This window comes from Sulfuriroseicoccus oceanibius (genome assembly GCF_010681825.2).
Classification (GTDB): Bacteria; Verrucomicrobiota; Verrucomicrobiia; order Verrucomicrobiales; family SLCJ01; genus Sulfuriroseicoccus; species Sulfuriroseicoccus oceanibius.
Map to the genome: position 1 here is coordinate 486172 of NZ_CP066776.1, position 22042 is coordinate 508213.

Annotated in this window: 14 protein-coding genes; 7 read left to right on the forward strand and 7 right to left on the reverse strand. The window is 57.7% G+C overall.

Annotated elements, in window-relative coordinates:
* Positions 1-888 precede the first annotated feature (888 nt).
* Positions 889-2760, reverse strand: coding sequence for a tRNA uridine-5-carboxymethylaminomethyl(34) synthesis enzyme MnmG (gene mnmG, locus G3M56_RS01965; protein WP_164365217.1), 1872 nt, complete (start codon positions 2758-2760; stop codon positions 889-891).
* 316 nt (positions 2761-3076) lie between these two features.
* On the opposite strand from mnmG, the gene cdaA reads away from it, so the two are divergent.
* On the forward strand, positions 3077-3874 hold the full coding sequence (gene cdaA, locus G3M56_RS01970; protein ID WP_164365216.1) for a diadenylate cyclase CdaA: 798 nt from the start codon (positions 3077-3079) through the stop codon (positions 3872-3874).
* A 232-nt stretch (positions 3875-4106) separates the two neighbouring features.
* Positions 4107-4757 (forward strand): dethiobiotin synthase, encoded by a 651-nt coding sequence (bioD, locus tag G3M56_RS01975; protein ID WP_235203533.1) that lies wholly within the window; start codon positions 4107-4109, stop codon positions 4755-4757.
* Between the two features lie 597 nt (positions 4758-5354).
* Here bioD and G3M56_RS01980 read toward each other — a convergent pair.
* From G3M56_RS01980 to G3M56_RS01990, 3 genes are all read right to left on the reverse strand, one after another.
* Positions 5355-5600, reverse strand: a complete 246-nt coding sequence (locus tag G3M56_RS01980; RefSeq protein WP_164365215.1) for a DNA-binding protein — start codon at positions 5598-5600, stop codon at positions 5355-5357.
* A gap of 160 nt (positions 5601-5760) precedes the next feature.
* Positions 5761-6726, reverse strand: coding sequence for a tryptophan--tRNA ligase (gene trpS / locus G3M56_RS01985; protein WP_164365214.1), 966 nt, complete (start codon positions 6724-6726; stop codon positions 5761-5763).
* A gap of 109 nt (positions 6727-6835) precedes the next feature.
* Positions 6836-7150 (reverse strand): hypothetical protein, encoded by a 315-nt coding sequence (locus G3M56_RS01990; protein ID WP_164365213.1) that lies wholly within the window; start codon positions 7148-7150, stop codon positions 6836-6838.
* 219 nt (positions 7151-7369) lie between these two features.
* On the opposite strand from G3M56_RS01990, the gene mutS reads away from it, so the two are divergent.
* From mutS to G3M56_RS02015, 5 genes are all read left to right on the forward strand, one after another.
* Positions 7370-9847, forward strand: a complete 2478-nt coding sequence (gene mutS / locus G3M56_RS01995) for a DNA mismatch repair protein MutS (protein ID WP_235203534.1) — start codon at positions 7370-7372, stop codon at positions 9845-9847.
* A 1924-nt stretch (positions 9848-11771) separates the two neighbouring features.
* Entirely contained in the window at positions 11772-13364 is a 1593-nt protein-coding gene (locus G3M56_RS02000; protein ID WP_164365212.1) for a carbohydrate porin, read from the forward strand.
* Between the two features lie 934 nt (positions 13365-14298).
* Complete coding sequence (locus tag G3M56_RS02005) at positions 14299-15222, forward strand: YceI family protein (RefSeq protein WP_235203535.1); 924 nt, start codon at positions 14299-14301, stop codon at positions 15220-15222.
* Between the two features lie 20 nt (positions 15223-15242).
* A complete protein-coding gene (locus G3M56_RS02010) occupies positions 15243-15842 on the forward strand; it encodes an NAD(P)H-dependent oxidoreductase (protein ID WP_164365210.1) in 600 nt (199 codons plus the stop codon).
* A gap of 3 nt (positions 15843-15845) precedes the next feature.
* Positions 15846-17756 (forward strand): monovalent cation:proton antiporter-2 (CPA2) family protein, encoded by a 1911-nt coding sequence (locus tag G3M56_RS02015; RefSeq protein WP_164365209.1) that lies wholly within the window; start codon positions 15846-15848, stop codon positions 17754-17756.
* A gap of 964 nt (positions 17757-18720) precedes the next feature.
* Here the strand turns inward: G3M56_RS02015 and G3M56_RS02020 are convergent.
* From G3M56_RS02020 to G3M56_RS02030, 3 genes are all read right to left on the reverse strand, one after another.
* Complete coding sequence (locus G3M56_RS02020; RefSeq protein WP_164365208.1) at positions 18721-19347, reverse strand: PEP-CTERM sorting domain-containing protein; 627 nt, start codon at positions 19345-19347, stop codon at positions 18721-18723.
* 233 nt (positions 19348-19580) lie between these two features.
* A complete protein-coding gene (locus G3M56_RS02025; protein ID WP_164365207.1) occupies positions 19581-20903 on the reverse strand; it encodes a 3-keto-disaccharide hydrolase in 1323 nt (440 codons plus the stop codon).
* 11 nt (positions 20904-20914) lie between these two features.
* Positions 20915-21973 (reverse strand): Gfo/Idh/MocA family protein, encoded by a 1059-nt coding sequence (locus G3M56_RS02030; RefSeq protein WP_164365206.1) that lies wholly within the window; start codon positions 21971-21973, stop codon positions 20915-20917.
* Between the last annotated feature and the right edge of the window lie 69 nt (positions 21974-22042).

Here is a 22042-nt window from a genome sequence, read left to right on the forward strand (position 1 = left end):
CAAAGGAATCACCGGGTGATGGCACACAAAGACGGGGCAAGCAAGGGTGGCCCCACCCTCGGATTCACCGCGTCTTCGCATCCAGCCCTCAATTTGAAACCACGGAGGACTCAGAGAACACAGAGGGACTGTTTGAACCACGAAGATCCTAAGTTCACGAAGGAAGATTTGGGAGTGCAGCGAGAATCACTGCTTTCAATTCAAGGCGGAGCCGGTCTCAGTTGCCCCCAAATGTGCATGATCCCGCCGCTCCAACTCGGATCAATCGCCACAAGAATCACAAGGCGTCACGAGAAGGAGGGTAGGGGAACGCCCCTGAGCTCTCTGCGTGAGCCCTTCAAGTCGACGGCAGGAATGCAGTCCCCCAGCACTGCGCGTCCGTGGTTCGGGCGCTGAACGAATGACGGAGCTTTCCGGGCAACGACAAAAGTGTCGTTGGTCCATCTGGGAAGAGTGTTCGTAAGGGTTGCGATGGAGCACCCACACTCCTGTGGTTGAGGGGGGGCCACGCCACCACCCAGCAAGGTCAGCATTCCCCACCTCCCAAGTCCTCCCAATCCTGTAATCTGCGGAAAAAAAGCGACCAGTGGTGACCGACGCCCCCTTCCTCTCCGTCGGAACTAACCGCCCTTCCGGATCTCTGGGTCTCTGCGTGAGGCTACAATTTCTCACCCGTGAGAAAATTCCTAATCGTGACCGAGCGAGCCGAAAATGCGTGCCAACGTGAGTCGAAAAGCCCCCGTTTTACCGAAAAGTGTCGCACGCGGTTCATTTTCAACAACCACAGTCAAAACCGATTGAGAAAGAAGATCAGTTCCAAGCCAAGCCTGGGTGCTCCAGAAGCGCACCTACAAACACATAACCCACTAGCAATAAACCACTTACCAACTAACCAATCCGCCTGTTTTTCTCCAACCAGACAGACAAAAGTGAGATATCGGCAGGTGTGATTCCGCTGATTCGCCCAGCCTGTCCCAGAGTGCGTGGTCGCACCTCTGTAAGCCGCTGTCGCGCCTCTTGTTTGAGGCCATGAATCGCGAAATAGTCGAGGTCGGCTGGAAGCTCTCGGGATTCTTGTCGTTTCACCCGCTGGACCGCATCTTCCTGCCGCTGGATGTAGCCAGAATATTTGACCTCGGTTTGCACCAGGGCGTGCATCCGCGGATCAATCTGCGCCTTCAATTCATCAGGCAGACCGTCGAAAGTGCTCTCAGGTCGGCGCAACCACTGCGCGGCTGAGTGCTGACCAATACGGAATTTGTCCAACAATTCGACACCAGCAGCGAGCTCCTTGCGCTTCCACGCGGTGTGTTTAACCCGTTCGCGATCGATCAACCCGGCCTCTGCTGCTCGGTCGGTGAGACGCAAATCGGCATTATCCTGACGCAGTAGCAGGCGGTATTCGGCGCGGGAAGTGAACATCCGATAGGGCTCGATCACTCCCTTGGTGACCAAATCATCGACCATCACTCCGAGATAGGCCTCATTTCGGTTGAGCACGAGGGCTGGTTTTCCGGCCACTTTCAAAGCGGCATTCGCTCCTGCGATAAGCCCCTGACCGGCCGCTTCCTCGTATCCGGACGTCCCGTTGATTTGTCCGGCGAAGTAAAGTCCGCTGATGCGCTTGGTTTCCAGCGTCGGGAAAAGCTGGGTTGGAGGGCAGTAATCGTACTCCACCGCATAGCCCGGACGCAGGATCTGGGCATTTTCCAAGCCCGGGATCGAGCGAATGAATGCGTACTGGACCTCGTAGGGGAGGGAGGTGCTGACCCCATTGACATAGTACTCCTGGGTGTGGCGGCCCTCCGGCTCAAGGAAGACCTGGTGCCCCGGCTTCTCTGCGAAGCGGACGACCTTGTCCTCGATCGACGGGCAGTAGCGCGGCCCGACACCCTCGATCTTGCCTGAATACATCGGGCTTTTATCGAGGTTGTCGCGGATCAGATCGTGTGTTCCCTCATTGGTGTAGGTGATCCAGCACGGCTGTTGTTCCACGTGGAACACATGGTTCTCGTCGTAATGGTTGAGCGTGAAGAGCGACCGATCCTTCTCAATACGCCATGGAACGTACGAGAATGGCTGCGGCGGCGCGTCTCCGACCTGCTTCTCGCACTTGGTGAAGTCAATCGAGCGACCGAGCAATCGGCAGGGAGTGCCGGTTTTAAAGCGATCAATCTCAAACCCGAGATGGGCCAACGAGTCCGAGAGGGTCGAAATCCCATCGCCCATCCGGCCTCCACTTTGGTTCTTCATCCCCACGTGCAACAGCCCACGCATGTAGGTTCCCGAGCTGATCACCACGGATTTTGTGGCAAAGATCATGCCGAAGGTCGTATGCACACCCTTGATCGCATCGTTCTCAACCAGGATCTCCGCAACATTCCCCTGATGGATGTCGAGGTTCGGAGTCGACTCCAACACGTACTTCATCCGGAATTGATAGGCCTTTTTGTCGGCCTGGGCACGAGGTGCGCGGGCACTGGGCCCTTTGGTCGCATTCAGCATGCGGAACTGAATGCCGGTGGCATCCGTGTTTAGTCCCATCTCACCGCCCAACGCATCGATCTCACGAACCATATGGCCTTTGCCGAGACCACCAATTGCAGGGTTACACGCCATCTGTGCAACGGTATCGAGGTTCTGGGTCAGCAAGGCGACACGGGCACCGACACGCGCGGCAGCCAATGCGGCTTCAGCACCAGCGTGGCCGGCACCGACCACCAGTACGTCGTAGTCTACGGGATAGCGGAAATCTGACATCGGATGAATATGGGTAGGGGAGTGAACTCCCGGGTTTCCGCCCGTGGGCGGGCGTTACCATAGATGCATCCCAGCGCCGTGACAACCAGCCGCAAGAAGCAAGATCGATACCGACTTCCAGACCTCTCGACTTCCCGATCCCGCGGTCGCGGGACTGCGCTTGAGGCGCAGCTTCCCGGCGTTCAGCCCGTTGTTGAGTGTTCCACGTGGAACACAGCCGCTCTCCCGTTGGGAAATCCTCGTTGGGTACAATGATTCACTGGAAACAGCGGCGGGGATCCCTTACAAACAAAGGAGCTTCCACCATTCCTCCACCATGTCTATTTGGCAATACATCCAGGACTACTGGCGCGCGCCGGTTGAGATCCTGATCCTCACCATTCTCCTGTACCAAGTGTTCCTCAACTTCAGGGCCACCCGTGCGGCGAGAATCTTGACGGGATTGCTGACGCTGCTGGTGGTCTTGACCTTTTTGTCCCAGGTGCTCGATCTCAAAGTGATCGGTAGTTTGATCAGCAGCTTCTACCTGATCCTCTCGGTCGCCTTGGTCGTGATCTTCCAGCCGGAGCTGCGTCGCGCACTGGCGAAATTGGGAAGCCACCGCTTTTTCGATCTCAACACATCCGAGAGCGATTTCATCGAAATCATGGTCGAATCGGTGAAGACCCTTTCCAACAAGCGCTTCGGTGCCCTCTTTGCATTTGAACGCCAGATCGACCTGGATCCCCACTTGGAAACAGGGGTCGAATTGGATGCCAAGATTTCGCCCGAGCTGATTGCCACGATCTTTCATCCGCGCACTGCGTTGCACGACGGCGGGGTCGTTCTGAATCAGGACCGGATTCGGGGAGCCGGATGTGTGTTTCCACTGTCGCAAAGGGAAATGACCAACCGATCGATCGGTCTGCGTCACCGAGCTGGGCTGGGGATCTCCGAAGAAACCGATGCTATTGCCGTGGTCGTGTCCGAGGAGACCGGCAATGTCTCGCTCTGCCACGGCGGCAAGATCGAGCAGAATATCAAAGTCACCGAGCTGGCCGACCGCCTGCGCCAACTCTTGAACGAACAAACCGCGAACGACAATGAAAGCGATCAAGAATCTTCTGTTTCGTAACTGGAGGCCGAAGCTGGTCTGTTTGTTGCTCGCAATCGGGATTTGGCTGGTGGTCTCACGCCACCGCAGCACCACGGGGCGCAGCGGCTTTGGTCCACCTTACATGGTGACCCCGGAGGCACCGCCACAGACCGAACAACAGCAACCAATGCAGCCTTGATTTGAATCCGTAGGCGCCCTGATCTGCGCCTGACGGTTCCTCTGCGTTGCCGCTTGCGCATCAACCGATCTGATGGCAGCGGTTGGCATGCGCTATTTCATCACCGGAACTGGAACCGACGTCGGTAAGACCTTTGTGGCATCGAAGCTGATCGCTGCAGCCAACCGCGAGGGAATTGCGACCGTGGGCTTCAAGCCGATCTCTTGCGGCGGACTGGAAGACGTGGTGGCACTCCGTGATGCGGGGCCGATGGACGGCCCCGACTTGGATCTGATCAACCCACTGCGCTACAACACGCCCGCCGCGCCCTACACCGCGGCTCTGTACGAAAACAAGCCATTCGAGCTAGAGCCGATTCTGGAGGCGTACAACGAGCTGACCTCCAAGTATGAAGGTGTTCTGGTCGAAGGGGCAGGGGGATGGGAGGTGCCGATCACTCGCGATTACCGCATTGGTGATCTCGCGAAAGAGTTCGGGCTGCCTGTGATTGTGGTAGTCAACAACCGTCTCGGCGCACTGAACGAAACAATTCTCACCGTGGAGGCCATTCGGCGCCGCGGACTGGAATGCGCTGGACTGGTTCTAAACCATTTGGAAGAAGAGCGTGACATGCCATCCGTGACCAACGAATCGGCGCTGGAAGACATTCTCGAAGTACCGATTTTGCTCGACGTCCTACACGGTGTCGACGAGCTCGATCTGCCATGGCAGATGACGAGCTAATAGCCCCGCAAGCAGCTCACTACTAGTGAATTACACAGAAATCACCTTACTACACTTGGAGTGAGATAATCGCCACCAATGCCTAGGTTTCCGGCCTTTGCTTCTGATACTCACGCAGAGCCGCAGAGAGGCAAAGGAAGGCGAGGGCAAACCCACCGGTGCGCCAGAAAGCACAGAGCACATCGTTGGAGATTGTGATGAGTGCTGCGCGGAAATGACCGCCACGACCACGAGCGGCGATGGACCAACCTCACTCATGAGGTTGATCCTTTGATCCGGCGCAGCCGCACTTATCAATCCCTCCCCCCACGGACGCGAAGCCGCAGAGACTCAACAGGCTCCACGCTTTCCTCTTGTTTGTGGCTTCTCGTGGTTTCCGTGACCCGGCTCCGCCTGAAATCGAAGGCAGTGATGCTCACTGCACTCCCAAATGCACCTTCGAGCCCAACCTATATTCGAGGTTCAGAGTTGGATGCAGTGATTCCCACTGCTAGCCGAGGCAAAAAAAATCCGCCCAGCCGGAGGGAGTCCAGCGGGGCGGGAAAACAGGCGATCACCCGCAGACTGGGCCGCAGGTGTCATTAGTCCATGATTCCGTTAAGCGGATTCGTTTTCGGTGCGAATGGTTTCCAGAGCGGCGATGAACTCATCCAATGCCTCGGTAGGAACAAGGATGGTGTCACGACGACCTTTGACATCCTCCGTGATCTTCACGAAGCGGCCGCGCTGGTTTTCCTTCAAATCGAGGAAGTAGGTTTTACGGTCGGTAAAAATCTTTTCTGTGTGAAGCGGTTCGTGATCGCGACGGCCTCCTCCTGACTGATTATCGTAGTAATCGTTCATTCCTGTATTCTATCCTGATGTATTTTCCTGCCTGTTTGGTCATGGTCGATCACGCACCAACGGGTGGTCCGCGCGACTCACGAAGTCATGTATTCACTGCAAGCGCTTTGTAAGCAAGCACAAAGCGCAGGATAACCCGAATCCCAATTAACAGAGTGGGTTATGCCAAGCCGACCGCACCGCGCACGCGGTCCAGCACGATACGCGCTTTGGCGCGTGCCTTGGTGGCACCTGCTTGCAGCACATCCTCTACCAGCTGTGGATTCTGCTCGAGCTCCTCGCGACGGGCACGGGCCTCTTCGAAGTGGTCCCAGTAGGCGTCGAACAGACGCTGCTTGAAGTCACCGTAACCAAAACCGCCCGCTTTGTAGTCGGCGATCATCTGATTGTAGTCGGCCTCGGTTGCAAAAAGTTTATACAGATCAAGTACGATCGAGCCCTCGGTCGGCTTTGGATCTTCCACTGGTGTGGAGTCTGTCGGGATACGCATCACGAGCTTACGCAACGCTTTCTTCCCGCCAAAGAGCGGCAGCGTATTGTTGTAGCTCTTGCTCATCTTTTGTCCGTCGAGCCCGGGCACCACGGCAGTCGACTCCTGAATGAATGGCTCTGGCATCTTGAGGATATCGTCGCCGAACTTTTCGTTGATCTTACCCGCCAAATCGCGTGTCACTTCCAAGTGCTGCTTTTGGTCTTTGCCAACCGGGACCAAATCGCTGTCGTAGAGCAAGATGTCTGCCGCCATGAGTACCGGGTAGGCGAAGAGCGCGTGGTTCGGAGAGAAGCCTTTGGCGAGCTTGTCTTTATAGGAGTGGCAGCGCTCGAGCAGGCCCATCGGACAAACGGTGCTCAGAATCCACGCCAACTCGTTCACTTCCGGTACATCCGACTGGCGGAAGAAAACCGCCTTCTCAGGATCCAAACCGCATGCCAGGAAATCCAGTGCCGCGTCCCTGACGTTGGCGCGCAACACATCAGGCTCGCTGACCGAGGTCAGCGAGTGGTAGTCGGCGATGAAATAGTACGGCTCGCCTTTGTGCTGCAGGTCGAGCATCGGCACCATGGCGCCGAAGTAGTTGCCAATATGAAGTTTCCCTGATGGTTGGATTCCTGAGAGAATGCGCATTTGGGAATGAAAGCGCATCACCGCAGCGATGCAACGCCAACCTTCGGCGATGGACGTGATTCATGCGCCCGTCGCCAGCGGAGGGAGTGATCCGTGCCTTCGCTCTGCCTCAATGGGCTTCCCGGTGCTTCTTCCAAGGGTGCAGGTAGTCGTGACGGCCGTGCCAGTCAGGGATGTCATAGGCATTGAACCCGACTCCAGCGAGGTAAATGGCGGGCACCATCAAGGCGGCCACCCCAAAGGTAGCAGGAGTGAGCAGTGCCGTGACCAGGATCATCAGCATATTGCCCAGCGTCAGGATCACCGTACCTTGGAGGTAGTGGTGTTTATAGAGGTGACCGAGGCCGGGGATGATGCTGAGGATGGCGGCAATCTTGTTGCGGTCGAGATCCAGTGACTCGTATTTTTCGATTCTTTTATTCATGGGGCGTTGTGGCTTAAGCATTTCCGAACATTCCATCGTATCACTTCGCTGCAGAAATGACGAGGGACAATAGGATCGGCTGGATCACAGCCCTGGCCGGCAAGGGGACAAGCACTTGTCCCTGAGGGCGGGGATTCAGCGGATCGGGCGGACAACGCCGAGGGAAAAGTTCCGGCCATTTTCCATTGGTGATTCGGGCACTTTGGCTATCGTTCGCCCATGGCAAAAAAGAAGGCGGGCGAAAAACTCACGCCGATGATGCAGCAGTATCACGGCATCAAGAAGAAGCTTCCGGACGACGTGTTGTTGTTCTTCCGGTTGGGTGACTTCTATGAACTGTTTTTTGAAGATGCCAAAGAGGCCGCAAGCATTCTCAATGTGGCCCTGACCCGCCGCAACGACGTCCCAATGTGCGGTGTCCCACATCACGCCGCCGAAGGTTACATCGGCAAATTGGTCAAATCCGGCAAACGCGTCGCCATCGCCGAACAAACGACCGATCCCCAGCCCGGAAAAATCGTTGAACGCGAGGTGCGCCAAGTCATTTCCGCAGGCACCATCGACAACCTCAACCTTCTCGACGCCAACCGCCCGAACTACCTCGCCGCGGTCTGCCAATCCGGCAAAGCCTACGGTCTGGCACATCTCGACCACTCGACTGGTGAGTTCCGCCTGACTCAGTTCAACGACCGCGAATCTCTGGTCGACGAGCTCAACCGCATCGCCCCTGCGGAAACCCTGTATCCCGATGACCAGGAGGACGAGTGGTCCGCCTACCCGGGCGCGATCGCTGGCGATGGATACACCTTCCTCGAAGCGACCGCCAAAGACCTGCTGTGCGAGCACTTCAACACGCAGTCGCTCGATGGATTTGGCTGCGCGCAAATGCCAGCCGCCGTGGGGGCCGCCGGTGCCATCCTGCACTACGTCAAATACCTGCTCCACCGCACCACCGACCACATCAAGAAGCTGACCTCGTACACGCAGACCGATTTCGTACAAATCGATGCCGCGTCACAGCGCAACCTGGATCTGGTCGAATCACGCTCTGGAAACAAACATACGCTGCTGCATGCGTTGAACCGAACCTCCACACCGATGGGGTCGCGCCTGCTCCGCCACTGGATCCTCCACCCAATCGACGACATAGACCGTTTGATGGAGCGCCAGGACTTCATTGCCGCGTTGATCGAGCAACCATTCATCCACGAACAGGTCCGCACCACGCTCAAACAAATCCGCGACATCGAACGCTCGACCGGACGCCTGGCCCAGGGAAGCGGCAACGCGCGTGATCTCCTCAGCTTGGCAACCTCGCTCGACCGGATCCCCGAGCTCAAAGACCACCTCACCGCCATCAACACCGCGCACGAACCGAAGATTCTCGAGGAACTCTCGCCAAGGCTGCGCGATCTCAGCGAGCTTTCCAACCACATCACCTCGGCGCTGGTGGAAGAGCCTCCAGCGTCACTTAAGGACGGTGGGTTGTTTGCCGATGGGTTCCACGAGGAACTCGACACCCTGCGCGCCGCATCACGCGAAGGAAAGCAGTGGCTGGCCGAACTTCAGGAAGCCGAGGCCGAGCGCACTGGGATCAAATCGCTGAAGGTGAAATACAATGCGGTCTTTGGTTACTTCATTGAAATCACCAAGGCTAACCTCGCCAATGTACCGGACGACTATGTCCGCAAACAAACCACCGCCAACGCCGAGCGCTTCATCACCGAAGAGCTGAAGCTGATGGAGGACAAGATCCTCGGTGCGGACGAGCGAGCCAAGACTTTGGAGTACACGCTCTTTATCGAACTGCGCGGCAGTGTGCTCGCCCACATGGACGAGATCCAGGACACGGCAGCAGCTCTCGCGATTGTCGACGTACTCTCCGGATTGGCGGAAACCGCCCGCGCATTCGACTATCGACGCCCGCACCTCACCAACGATGACACGTTGACCATCAACGGGGGACGACACCCGGTGCTCGACCAAACATTGGTCGATGAAAAGTTCGTGCCGAACGACACCCTGCTCGACCGCGACGACAACCTGGTGGTGCTCATCACCGGACCTAACATGGCTGGTAAATCGACCTACATCCGCCAGGTCGCGCTGCTCACGCTGATGGCTCAGATCGGGTCGTTCATCCCGGCTGATGAGGCCACCATTGGTCTGGTCGACCGCATCTTCACCCGCGTGGGTGCCAGCGACGACTTGGCCCGCGGGCAGTCCACATTCATGGTCGAGATGAACGAGACCTCGCTCATCATCAACAACGCGACCTCACGCAGCCTTGTCATTCTGGACGAAATCGGCCGCGGAACCGCTACTTTCGACGGCTTGTCCATTGCCTGGGCGGTTGCAGAACACCTGCATGATATCATTGGTGCCCGCACCTTGTTTGCCACTCACTACCATGAGCTTACGCGTCTTTCGCAGTCGCGCAAAGCGGTGCAGAACTGCAGCGTTGCCGTGCGCGAATGGAACGACCGTATTATCTTCCTGCGCAAGATTGTCCAAGGATCCGCCAACCGCTCCTATGGTATTCAGGTGGCACGTTTGGCTGGTCTTCCACCAGAGATCATCCACCGCGCCAAAGACATTCTAGCCCATTTGGAAACGCAGTCGGCCACTCCTAAAGCCCGCAAGACAGCGAAGCCGGAAGAGAAGAACATGCCGTCGCTGGGGCTTTTCGAGGAGTGATGTCACGGAGCTCCCATGAGGGCTCACGCAGCGTTGGTCGGACGGCATACTTGCCGTCGATGGGTAGGCTCACGCAGAGACCCGAAGATCCCAAAGGGCCGTCAGCTCCGGCGCGAGGGGAAGGGGGCGTCGGTCACTACCGATCGCGTTTCTTTCCGCAGAATCGGAGCCTGCGGAGACCGCCGATAGGCATTACAGGATGGGATGGATTTGGGGGGGGCTGAGCTGCGTCGCTCAGGATGACGGAAGCCGTACATCTATCCGCGGCCCCGCGATAGCTCCATCGCAAAACACACGAATACCATTCCCCGATGGACCAACGACACTCCTGTCGTTGCGCGGCAAGCTCCGTGATGAGCTCTGCGCTCGAAGCAACCAGCATCGCCCGCAGAGGATCCGATAAGGGCTGGCGAACCATGACCGCGCAGCGCTGGTCGGACGGCATACTTGCCGTCGAGTGCTCGACTCCGTCACGATCTTCTTCGTGAACTTCGCGCTCTTCGTGGTTTCCACCTCAAAGAAACCTCACGCAAAGACCCGAAGATCCCAAAGGACGTTCAGCTCCGGCGGCGGGGAAGGGGGCGTCGGTCACTACCGATCGCATTTTCTTCCGCAGAATCGGAGCCTGCGGAGACCGCCGATAGGCATTACAGGATGACTGGGATTTGGGAATGAGGATGCGCGCATCGCTCTGAATGACGTGAGCCACACGCTGATCCCGCCGTCTCGAGATCGCTCGATCGCAACACACTCATCGACCATTCCTCGATGGAGCTACGGCACTCCTGCCGTAGAGGGGGACGCTCCGTCGTATGCCAGGCTGCAGACCGCCCTGCAGCCTCTCTAAGGGTCGCGCTACGACATGCGGAACGTTGAGGCAGCCTCGGTGTCGTTGACCCGCAGGACGCAACACTGGAGCACGTCGAGCTTTCTCTCGGCCCCCCTTTTTTGAGCGCGTGCTTTTGAAGGTTTGCGGCGATTTTCGGGCGGTTTCGTTTTGCCCCCAATTTGAGCACGTCGTTTTTGGGCTTCCCGCACCCCGCCGGTCGCTCTGCGCCCGGTGCGATTCCACCGAAACGCCCGGTTTTCGTGCTTTTGGGCCGGGCCGCTTATAGATAATAAACTAAAAACTTTCTCCTCTCTTCTTCTTATAGGGTGGGAATAACTCCAACAACCACTCTGAGCCTTGGTTCCATCGGATGTTCCACGGATCAGAGAACGACCAACAAGTCGGGATAAATCACCCAGCAGGTTGGGCCTAGAGCTCGGATTGCGGATTTTCGGGTAGGTTATTCTAGGCTACTCCCCAATAACTCACCCCGATTTCACAAGTTATTCACAAGGTGTAAAAACAAAGGTGTCGTAAAGGTTGGTCGCCTATCGGGGAAATGCCGATGACCCCATGAAGCGAGGAGTTCCAATTCAGGCGGAATTCCTGGAGGCATGGGTCGTGGATTGCCGAGATTTGGGATGCCCGTCATTCCTGGGGTACTGAAGCGGGTTCTTTTTCCGTTGTTTCATGCCGATTCCGTGCCTGTTTATCCGATCGGATCCGGACGTTGCGTTACCGCTCATCCCTTGTTTTTCCTTGGTTTGCCGCGTTTCCGTTCGGTTCTCTTATAGATAATAGACAAAAAACTTTCTCTTCTCTTCTTCTTATAGGGTGGGAGTAACTCCAACAAGTCGCGTGAGCCTCGGTTCCACAAGCTGTTCCACGGCATCGGCTGTAGAGAAGAAGTCGGAATAAACCACCCAGCAGGTTGGGGCATGACATGAAATCCCCGATCCGGGGCGTGGTTATTCGAGGTCATTCCCCAATAACTCACCCTGATTTCACAAGTTATTCACAATACCGGGTGAGTTATGGGTATTATAAGGCGCCGACCGTTGACACAGGTTTACTATTTTCGCTAGAAAGTCCTCTATGTTCAGATCATCCCGCCCATTGATGTCGGTGCTTACGAGCGGAGTCATGTTTGGAGCTGTGTTGCCGGCGGCGGTGGCGCAGGAAAATTTGGATCCGCCACAGGGGCAGGCGATTCAAGAGATGGCGAGGATTCGTGATGAGATTGATCAGATGCGAGCGGACTATGAGGCGAGGATCAAGAGCTTGGAGCAAAAGCTGGTGCAGATGGAGAAGCAGGTGGCGAACCAACAAGCTCAGCCTGCGGCTAAGTCAGCAGCGATTGGGGGCGCGAAAGGTGGGCTCACTGCCGATGAAGTGGCTGCGCCGCACACACCAGAGGAGCGCGAGGCATTGGCTGATAGTGTGGAGTTCGCGGATTTCACGAGGGGATTCAAATTCCATGGATATTTCCGCTCGGGCTATGGGGTGAACGAAGATGGCGAGGTGATGGAGGCGTTCAGGGCGCCTGGAGCGCAGGCGAAGTACAGGCTGGGTAACGAAACCGAGACCTATTTGGAGACAGGGTTCGACTATCACTTTCCGAATTTTGACCTGCATGAAGGCGAGGAGGTGTTGGTGTCGTTCCGTCCTGCGTATGTGGTTTCCAATGCTCTGGGGAACTCGGAGACCGAGATCACGCTACGTGAGGCATACGGCAAGATGACCGGGTTGGTACCCGCGATCCCAGAGGCCAGCTTGTGGGCGGGGCTGAGGTTTTATGATCGTAAGGACGTTCACATGAACGACTTCTACTACCTGGATATGAGCGGATTCGGGGGCGGCATTGAAGGGATCGACCTGGGTTCCGGCAAGCTTTCGGTGGCGTGGATCGGAGGATCGATCGACGCCCTGACATCGAACGGATCGCAGCGGTCGGAAACCGTGAACAGCAAAAACAACCTGGATATCCGCTGGTCGGATATCGATGTGCTGAACGGAAAGGGCTTTGTCTGGCTCAATGTGGCTCATTCGGGCGAGCAAATTTTGCCAGACGGGGTGAATGTGATCATTGATTCATCAACGGGAGCGGCTGGAGCACTGGGCTATGAGTACCCTGATTTCTTCGGTGGTTACAGCCGGACCATGGTGCAGTACGGGGTGGGGTCGGCATTCAACTTCCGCTCGTCGTCGTCCAACTTTGCGGGAGCCGACGCTGGATTCACCGCAGAAGATCCTCTGTTAGTGGATCTGGGGGAGGCATGGCATTTCCGATTTGTGCAGGATGTGGTGATCGAGCCATTCGAGCGGTTTGGGTTGCAGGGCACCTTCATCTGGGACGAGGCGAACGGCGGGATCATGGAGGATCCGCGTCAGACCTGGATCTCTGCCGGGGTGCGTCCGGTTTATTATTTCAACGATCACTTTAGTCTCGCCTGGGAAACCGGGATGGACTACGTGAGCGCCGATTTGCGTCCATCGGGATCGCTGTACAAGACGACATTGGCGGCGCAGTTGTCACCTGCTCCGGAGTACTTCTCGCGTCCTGTGTTGCGTGCCTTTGTGACGTGGGCCACGTGGGACGAGGATTTGAAGGGGTTTGTGGCACCAAGGACACAGGCTCTGTCACGTGATGGCGTTTCGGTCGGGGTTCAGGTGGAAGCTTGGTGGTAGGAAACTGCTCAGTTTGAATCAGCGGCGGGTGCCTGGTTTGCGGGTGTCCGCCGCTTTTTTGTGGCTTCGGTTGTGGGCGTCTTTCATGGGGCACCACGATGAAGGGATTGACGGAGCCTCTCGATCGACGGCAGGAATGCCGTCCCCTCCAGCGCAGTGCGTGCGTGGTGCGGGCGCTGAACGAATGACGGAGCTTTCCGGGCAACGACAAAAGTGTCGTTGGTCCATCGCGGAAGGGGGGGGGGATGCGATGGAGCAACCACACTCCTGTGGTTGAGGGGGGGCTCACGTCACCACCCGGCAATGTCAGCATTCCCCACCTCCCAAATGCTATGCTCTTTATCCTGTAGTGCCTATCGGCGGCTTCCACAGGCTCCGATTCTGCGGAAAGAAGCGCGACCATTGAGGACCGATGCTCCTTTCCCCACCGCCGGAGTGTGCCCCTCTTTGGGATCTTTGGGGCTTTGCGTGAGGTTTACCAACGACGGCAGGAATGCCGTCCCACCAGCGCTGCGCGTGCCTGGTTCTGGCGCCGAGCTGATGACGGAGTTGTTCGCGTCAACGACAGGAGTGTCGTTGGTCCATCGGGGAAGTGTGTTTGAGGGGGGGAGATGCAGCTATCCAGCGGCTGCGGGATGGATGTGCGGTTTCCGTCATTCTGAGCGATTCGCCCCAACCCACTTCAAATCCTACCCGTCCTGTAATGCCTAACGGCTGTCTCCGCAGGCTCCGATTCTGCGGAAAATAACGCGACCCGTGGTTGCCGCCGCCCCCTTCGCCTCCGCCGGAGCTGACCGTTCTTCGGGATCTTTGGGGCTTTGCGTGAGGTTTCCCAACCGACGGCTGGAATGCCGTTCGCTCAGCGCTGTGCGTGAGGCGGGATGGAGTGATTTCTTCCTGTGCGCCTATCTGGGATCGGTTAACGTATTGCGTGATGATGAACCAATTGATTGCTACAGACGCCTTACACGAGCTCATGGAGAAGCCGGGGGAAACGATGCATTTGATCGACGTTCGCTTGCCGGCGGACTATGCTGCGGCGCATCTTCCCGGAGCGGTGAATGCTTGTGTGTTCGAGATGGGATTTGGCGACAACATAAAGCAGGCGGTTCCGGATGTTAGCGATTTGGTGGTGGTTTATGGGGCGCATGCATCGAGTTATGAATCGCGGGTGGCGTTGGAGAAGCTTCTGCGTCTGGGGTTCACCAATGTGCATGAGTACCGGGTGGGATTGGCGGGGTGGCCGGGTGAAGTGGTACGCGACCAGGAAGCACCTGCAGTCGATGACGAGGATGCGCCACAGGTAAGGGACGGACGCCATTTGGTCGACTTGGAGCAAAGCGAAGTGCATTGGGTAGGACGCAATTTGCTCAACCATCATGAAGGGTCGATCCGGCTGCAGAATGGGTTTGTTCATATCAGTGACGGTCAACTAGTAGGTGGCGAGTTCATGATCGACATGACGAGCATGCGCTGTTCCGACTTGGCGGGGGATGCGATGCATGACGTGTTGATTGCGCATTTGGAGAGCGACGACTTTTTCGACGTCGAGAAGTTTCCGACGGCTGCGTTTTGTATTGAGACCGTTGAGCGCCTGCCCGTGACGGCTCCGGGGCGTCCTGATTTGCGGATCACCGGAGATTTGAGGATCAGGGATGTGGATGTGCCGATTGAGTTTGATGCGGTCACCGGAGTGACGGCGGACGGAGTGATGGCAGCCCAGGCGTCGCTCAAGATTGACCGGACATTGTGGGGTGTGTTGTATGGATCCGGATCGTTTTTTGCCAATCTGGGGATGCACTTGGTCAACGATCTGGTGGCGATTGATCTCAAAGTGGTGATTGCGAACGACGGTTAACCCCAGCGGGACAGCGAGCGATGCGTGTATTGATTTTGTTTGCTCATCCGGCCTACGAGAGGTCTCGGATCAATCGTCGGCTGGTGGATGCAGTGACGGGCTTGGATGGCGTGACAGTGCACGATTTGTACGAGGCGTACCCGGACTTCGCGATCGACGTCGAAGCGGAGCAGAAGTTGTTGCTAGAGCATGACGTGATTATTTTTCACCACCCGCTTTTTTGGTACTCGTCACCGGCATTGCTCAAAGAGTGGCAGGATTTGGTTCTGACCCACGGATGGGCCTATGGTGCCGAGGGCACCGCTTTGATGGGCAAGCTCTTCATGCAGACCATCACCACGGGGGCGGGCGTTGAAAAATACTGTGCGGAGAACCACTGCGCGGTGCGCTCGATGCTGCTGCCTTTCGAGATGACAGCGCAATTGTGTAACTTGCGGGTGATTGCACCATTTGCGGTATTCGGAACGTTCAACCTGGATCCTGAGAAGGACATGCTGGCCATTGGCGAGGAGTATCGCCGCGTGGTGACGGCGCTGCGGGATGAATCCTTGGACTTGGATGCGGCGGCGGCAGCCGAAGTCACGAATGCAGCGCACTGCACCTGCGACCTAACCCGATGAGCCATGCACTTTGAGTCATTTTTCATTCAAGCCATGATCTATCTGGCGGCTGCTGTGATAGCCGTTCCGGTAGGCAAGAAGTTGGGGATTGGCTCCGTTTTGGGGTACTTGGTGGCCGGGGCGGTGATCGGCCCATCGGTGTTGGGCTTGATCGGTGGTGAGAATGGCGAGGACGTGCTGCACTTTGCCGAGTTCGGTGTGGTGATGATGTTGTTTTTGATCGGCTTGGAGTTGCGGCCGCTCGCGTTGTGGAAGATGCGGCGCAACCTACTGGGCACCGGGATGACCCAAGTCGTGGTGACGACGCTGGCGATCGGGGCGCTGGCGATGTGGGGGCTGGGTGAAAGTTGGCGTGCCGCTCTGTGCCTTGGGCTAGTGCTCGCGTTGTCGTCGACGGCAATCGCTATTCAGACGCTGACGGAGAAAGGGCTGATCCGTACCCGCGGTGGGCGCCACAGTTTCTCGGTACTGCTTTTTCAAGACATCGCGGTGATCCCAATGATCGCCGTGATGCCGATGCTGGCCGACCCCGCATTGCGTGGCTCGGTTGAGAATCACAGCAGCACGTGGACCGCGCATTTGCCGCCCTGGGGAGTGACGTTGGTCGTCCTGCTGGTGGTTGGTGGCATTGTGTGGGTTGGCCGCTTCGCAGCGACTCATGTGCTGCGGGTGATTGCCAAGACCCGGTCACGCGAGACGTTTGTGGCGTCGGCTTTGTTGTTGGTGGTGGCGATTACGGTGTTGATGACCAAGATTGGCTTATCGCCTGCGCTGGGGACGTTTATCGCCGGGGTGGCGCTGTCTGACAACGAATACCGTCACGAGTTGGAGAGTGATCTGGAGCCTGTGAAGGGCTTGCTACTCGCATTGTTCTTTATGGCGATCGGGGCGGGGATCGATTTTGCCCTGATTGCGGGCCAGCCGTTGCGGATCATTGCAATGACGGCCGTCCTCGTAGCCGTGAAGGGCCTGGTATTGTGGGGGATCGGGCGGGTGTCCAAGTTGTCGTTGGATCATCGATCTGTGTTCACTCTGGCCTTGGCGCAGGGCGGTGAGTTTGCCTTTGTGTTGTTTGCGGTCGCGGCTCCTCTGGGGATCATCTCGGCGCAATTGAAGGCTGAGATGACGGCGGTCGTGGTGCTGTCGATGGCGCTGACGCCGATCCTGTTCTTGGCAGCGGAGCGCTTGTTGTTTCCTCGGTTTGTCGGGTCGGGTGGAGATGAAAGGGAGCCCGATGAGATCGACGAGCATAACCCCGTGATCATTGCGGGCTTCGGGCGTTTTGGAAACTTGGTGGGGCGGTTTCTGCGGGCGCAGGACGTCCATGCCACCGTGCTTGATGTGGACTCGGATCACATTGAGTTGCTGCGCAAGCTCGGCTTCAAGACCTACTATGGCGATGCCTCGCGGCTGGAGTTGCTTGAGGCCGCGGGTGCGGAATCAGCCAAGATCCTGGTGGTGGCGATCGGTGATGAATCCAAGGCGACGGAGATCGTGCAGATTGCGAAGAGGCATTTCCCGCATCTGACGGTGTTGGCGCGCGCTGGATCGCGGATGCATGTGTACGAGCTGCTGGAAGCCGGGGTGGATCATTTCTTCCTCGAGCAACAGGGAAGCGCGATTGATTGCGCCGAGCGGTTGGCGGTTCTGCTAGGCAACCGGGCGTACTCGATGCATCGGGCGGCGACTCAGTTCAAAGCGCACGACAACGCAATGATGACCGATCTCTTCGAGCACCGGAAGGACATGAAATCGTACATCACCAAAGCGCGGAAGCAGATCCACGATATCGAAGCGCGGTTCCGCAGTGACCGGCAGTCGATGGATGCATTCACCGACAAAGCCTGGGAAAGCCGCTCGCTGATCGAGGAGTTTGGTGATGGGCGCGTCGGGAGGGAGCCTGAGGGGAAATAGAAGGGGATCGGATTCACTGCGGTCGATGCCGGATCGTTCGAGCGCTGATCGGATGACGGAGCCTGCCGCGTCAACGACAGGAGTGTCGTTGGTCCATTTGGGGAATGGTGGGCGAGCATGTTGCGATGGAGCTACCACACTCCTGTGGTAGAGAGTGGTTCACATCATTCTGATCGATTTATCGCGACCCATGTCGAATCCTCCTCATCCTGCCAATCTGTGGGAAAAACGCGATCTGCGTTGACCGCCGCGCCCTTCTCCTCCGCCGGAACTAGTCGCCCTTCGGGATCTTTGGGGCTTTGCGTGAGTCTACCCCATCGACGGCAGGAATGCCGTCCCACCAGCGCTGCGCGTGCGTAGCGCGGAGCTTGTTGTCGTTATTTCTATCAAAATCCTGTTCGGATCTACTGCGGTCGATGCTGGATCGTTCGGGGGCTGAACGGATGACGGAGCCTGCCGCGTCAACGACAGGAGTGTCGTTGCTCCAGCGGTGAATGGTGGGCGAGCGTGTGGCGATGGAGCTACCACACTCCTGTGGTAGAGGGTGGTTCACGTCATTCTGCCAATCTATGGGAAAAACGCGATCTGCGTTGACCGCCGCGCCCTTCTCCTCCGCCGGAACTAGTCGCCCTTCGGGATCTTTGGGGCTCTGCGTGAGCCTACCTATCATCGACGGCAGGAATGCCGTCCCACCAGCGCTGCGCGTGCGTAGCGCGGAGCTTCTTATCGTTATCTCTATCAAAATCCTGTTCGGATTTACTGCGGTCGATGCTGGATCGTTCGGGGGCTAAACGGATGACGGAGCTTTACGAGCAACGACAGGAGTGTCGTTGGTCCAGCGTGGAATGGTGTTTTTGCGGGATGCGGTGGAGCGGTACTTGAATTCATCTCGGACAGGATAGACACAAAAAAGCCGCACCCCGTGAGGGATGCGGCTTTTCACAGAAACTGGAAATGTTTCGGATTAGCGACGGCGGCGGAGAGCCAGACCGAGCATGCCAAGGGTGCCAAGCAACGCGGCCGATGGCTCTGGTACAGCTTGGGCGCTGACGTCGCCGAAACGGATGTCGTCGCCACCAAGGCGGAGGTAGTTGTTGGTGCCGTTTACGACCATGATTTCAACTGTGTTGAACTGGGCGTCGGATTTGAACGCAGCAGTGGTGAGGTCCAATGAGCTGAGAGGAACCGAGATGGTTGCGTTGTCAACCACGGTCGTACCAGTGGTTGGGTTGGAATCCAAAAAGTTAATGTAGATGAAGCCGTTGCCGAAGTCGTTGTTCATCGCTGCCGAGAGACCGAAGGCATTGACGTAGGTCGGGAGCGTGATCCATGTGGCGCCAGAGTTGATGGTGGAGCCGTTGTAGTTCTCCAGGAACGGGATGGTTTCGCCTGGCAGCACGATTTGTCCGCTTCGGAGGTAGGTGTTGAAGGTAACGCCCGATCCCGGATCGCTGGTGACTTCGGTAAACGGCTGGTTAGAGGTGATGACTTGGGTGAAAGTAGTGAAGCCGTTGTCGTAGTCGATCTGGGTGGCGGCGTGGCTGAAGCCGATCATGGCGGCTGCAGCAAGGAGGATTGCTTTGAACTTCATGGATTGAGGTTGGTTTGTTTTTGCTGGCACGTGCTGAACGTGAGCGGGTTAGCTAACAGTGTTTCACCGAGTCCTCAATCTTGAATTTATCTAACTTTTAGAATCAACTATCGCTTTTTAAATTGTGCCTTATTTCATCTGTGTTCTGCGGGATTAAACAAATGTTCGGTTCTGTTTTATTTCTTTATGCGGATCTCGCAGCTCTGGCTTTCGAGGGTGATCCGGTGACCGCGCTAATGTTCCTTCACCATCAGGTTCCGGAACTCGAGTGAGCTGCCGTGGTGTTGGAGGGCGATGGGGCCGCGTTCTGGGACGCCGGGGAGGTGGGCGTGGTCGATGACGGTTTTGCCGTTGAGGATGACGGTGAGGTGTTCGCCCTTGATGGTGATTTCAAAGCGGTTCCACTCGCCGATCGGGCGGTCTGCTTTTTCGCGGGGTGTGACGGCGGCGCGAATGGCTTGGGGCAGTGAGGCATCGGTTCGGTAGCCGTAGACTTCGCCGGACCCGCAGGGCCAGTTCCATAGATTGACCTGACTTTTGCTACTTCCGCGGAGGTAGATGCCGCTGTCGTATTCCTCGACTTCCTGCATCAGCGGCTGTCCGGAGGCATCTTGCTTTGGCGCACCGGTGGCTGGATCCAGCACGGGGCGCGGCAGTTTCCCCTGACTTTCGCCGGTCCAGCGCCAATCGCAGATCAGCGTGAAGTCGCCGTATTCCTTCTGGCTCCAGAGGTTTTTGTCGGCGGCGGTGGACTGTCCGTCGTACTGGAGCACGCCGTTGTGGGCTTTCCAGTTACCGGCGTGGCCATCGGGCATTATCCAGCCGGTCATGTCGATGCCGTTGAAGATGGGGACAAAGCCCTGACGGAGGTCGGCAGACTCATCGGCTGTGACGTTGGTGCTTGGCAGCTCGGTGAGTTTCAGGTTGCGGAACTCAATGGTGGACCCTTCCGATTCGAGGCAGATGAAGCCGTAGCGGGGCGTGATCTGCGTTCCGCCTGAGACCTCCTTGCCGTTCACCGCCAGCTTTAGCGCCCCGTCATTGGCGGTGATTTTGTAATGGGTCCATTCGCCGCGGGGACTTGCGCGGTTTTCGCTCGGGAGGCAGCGGTTCCAGCCTTTTGGGTGTGGGTGGAGTGGCACCATCGTGGCACCGAAGATGGGAAAAACATCGCCGTGGGAGGTCAGCGTGTCGGATTCGTTCAGTCCGTCGAGCACCTGGACTTCGATCGAGCTGGTGAATGGCGAACCAACCGCAGGGAGGGCATCGGCCCAGAGGAAGATGCCGGCGTTGGCTACCTTTTGGCTGGCGGGGGCGGTGTGGCGGTATTCGAGCTCAAGGATGAAGTTCTCGTAGGGCTTCGCGGTGCGCAGGATGCCGTGGGGCTCGCCGCTGCAATGGATTACGCCGTCCTTCACCGACCACGTCGACTCCGCCGTGTTGACGTTCACCCATCCGTCGAGCGATTTGTCGCTGACGAGCGGGACGGCCTCGCGGGCCATGGTGGTGGATACCAGGACGAGGGAGGCGATTGGTGCGGCGAGGCGGAGGAGCATGGCGCGTAGAGTTAAAGATCGATGGTTTTGCCGGTACGGAACGAAAGATCAGCGGCGGCGACGATGCGCATTGAGTTCAGCGCGTCTTCCATGTGGTCGCTGAGGTCGACATCTTGCTCGATGGCATTGTGGAAATACTCCTGTTCGCGCAGGCAGAGACCGTCGTGGTCGGGCTCGCCATCCGTGGTGATCCAGCTGTCTTCGCGGGCGAATTGCTGGTTGGCATCGAGCTCACTGAAATGGCGGCGGAGGACGGTGGTTTTTGTGTGCCCCTCCACGTCGTCGGACGCGGCGGATTTGGCTTCAATGGTGACGCTGCCATTTGGGCCGACGACATCTTTTACGAAGAACGCTGCTTGGCTCATCATCGGCCCCCAACCGGCTTCGTACCACCCGACGGACCCGTCCTCGAACGTGACCTGGAGTTGGCCGTAGTTGATCTTATCGGCTGGCAGGTCGGGGGACAATCGGGCACCGATGCCTGACACTCGCACCGGACGTGAGCGGGTCATTTGGCACATGACGTCGACGTAGTGGACGCCGCAATCGACGACCGGGCTGATGGATGCGAGCAGGTTCTTGTGGGTTTCCCACGTGGCGCCTGACGACTGCTGGTTGAGGTTCATGCGCATGACCAGCGGCTTGCCGAGATCGTGTGCGAGTTCGATGAACTTTTGCCAGCTTGGGTGGTGGCGCAGGATGTAGCCGATGACGAGTTTGCGGTTGGCTGCTTTTGCGGCGGCGACGATTTGCTCTGCTTCGGCGACGGATTCGGCCAGCGGCTTTTCGATGAATACGTGGCAGCCAGCCTCAAGCGCGGCCAGTGCGTATTGGCAATGCGTGTCCGGGTAGGTCGAGATGGAAACCGCGTCGGGCCGGGTCTCGGCGAGCGCCGCGTGGAAGTCGTCGAAGAGCGGATACCCTCCGCCGAGCTCGTCGTTCAGTGATTCTCTGGATGCTGCCGAGCGGGTGCAGATGCCGACGATTTCAAACTCGGGAAGGTGGTGGTAGGCGAGGGCGTGGGCGCGGCCCATGTTGCCTGCGCCGACGCAGAGGATACGGTGTGCCATGAGAGGTGGATGGGATTGGTTTCGGCCAAGGGTAGCGCAGAGTGGGGGCGCGTGGAAAGCGCGGTGGCT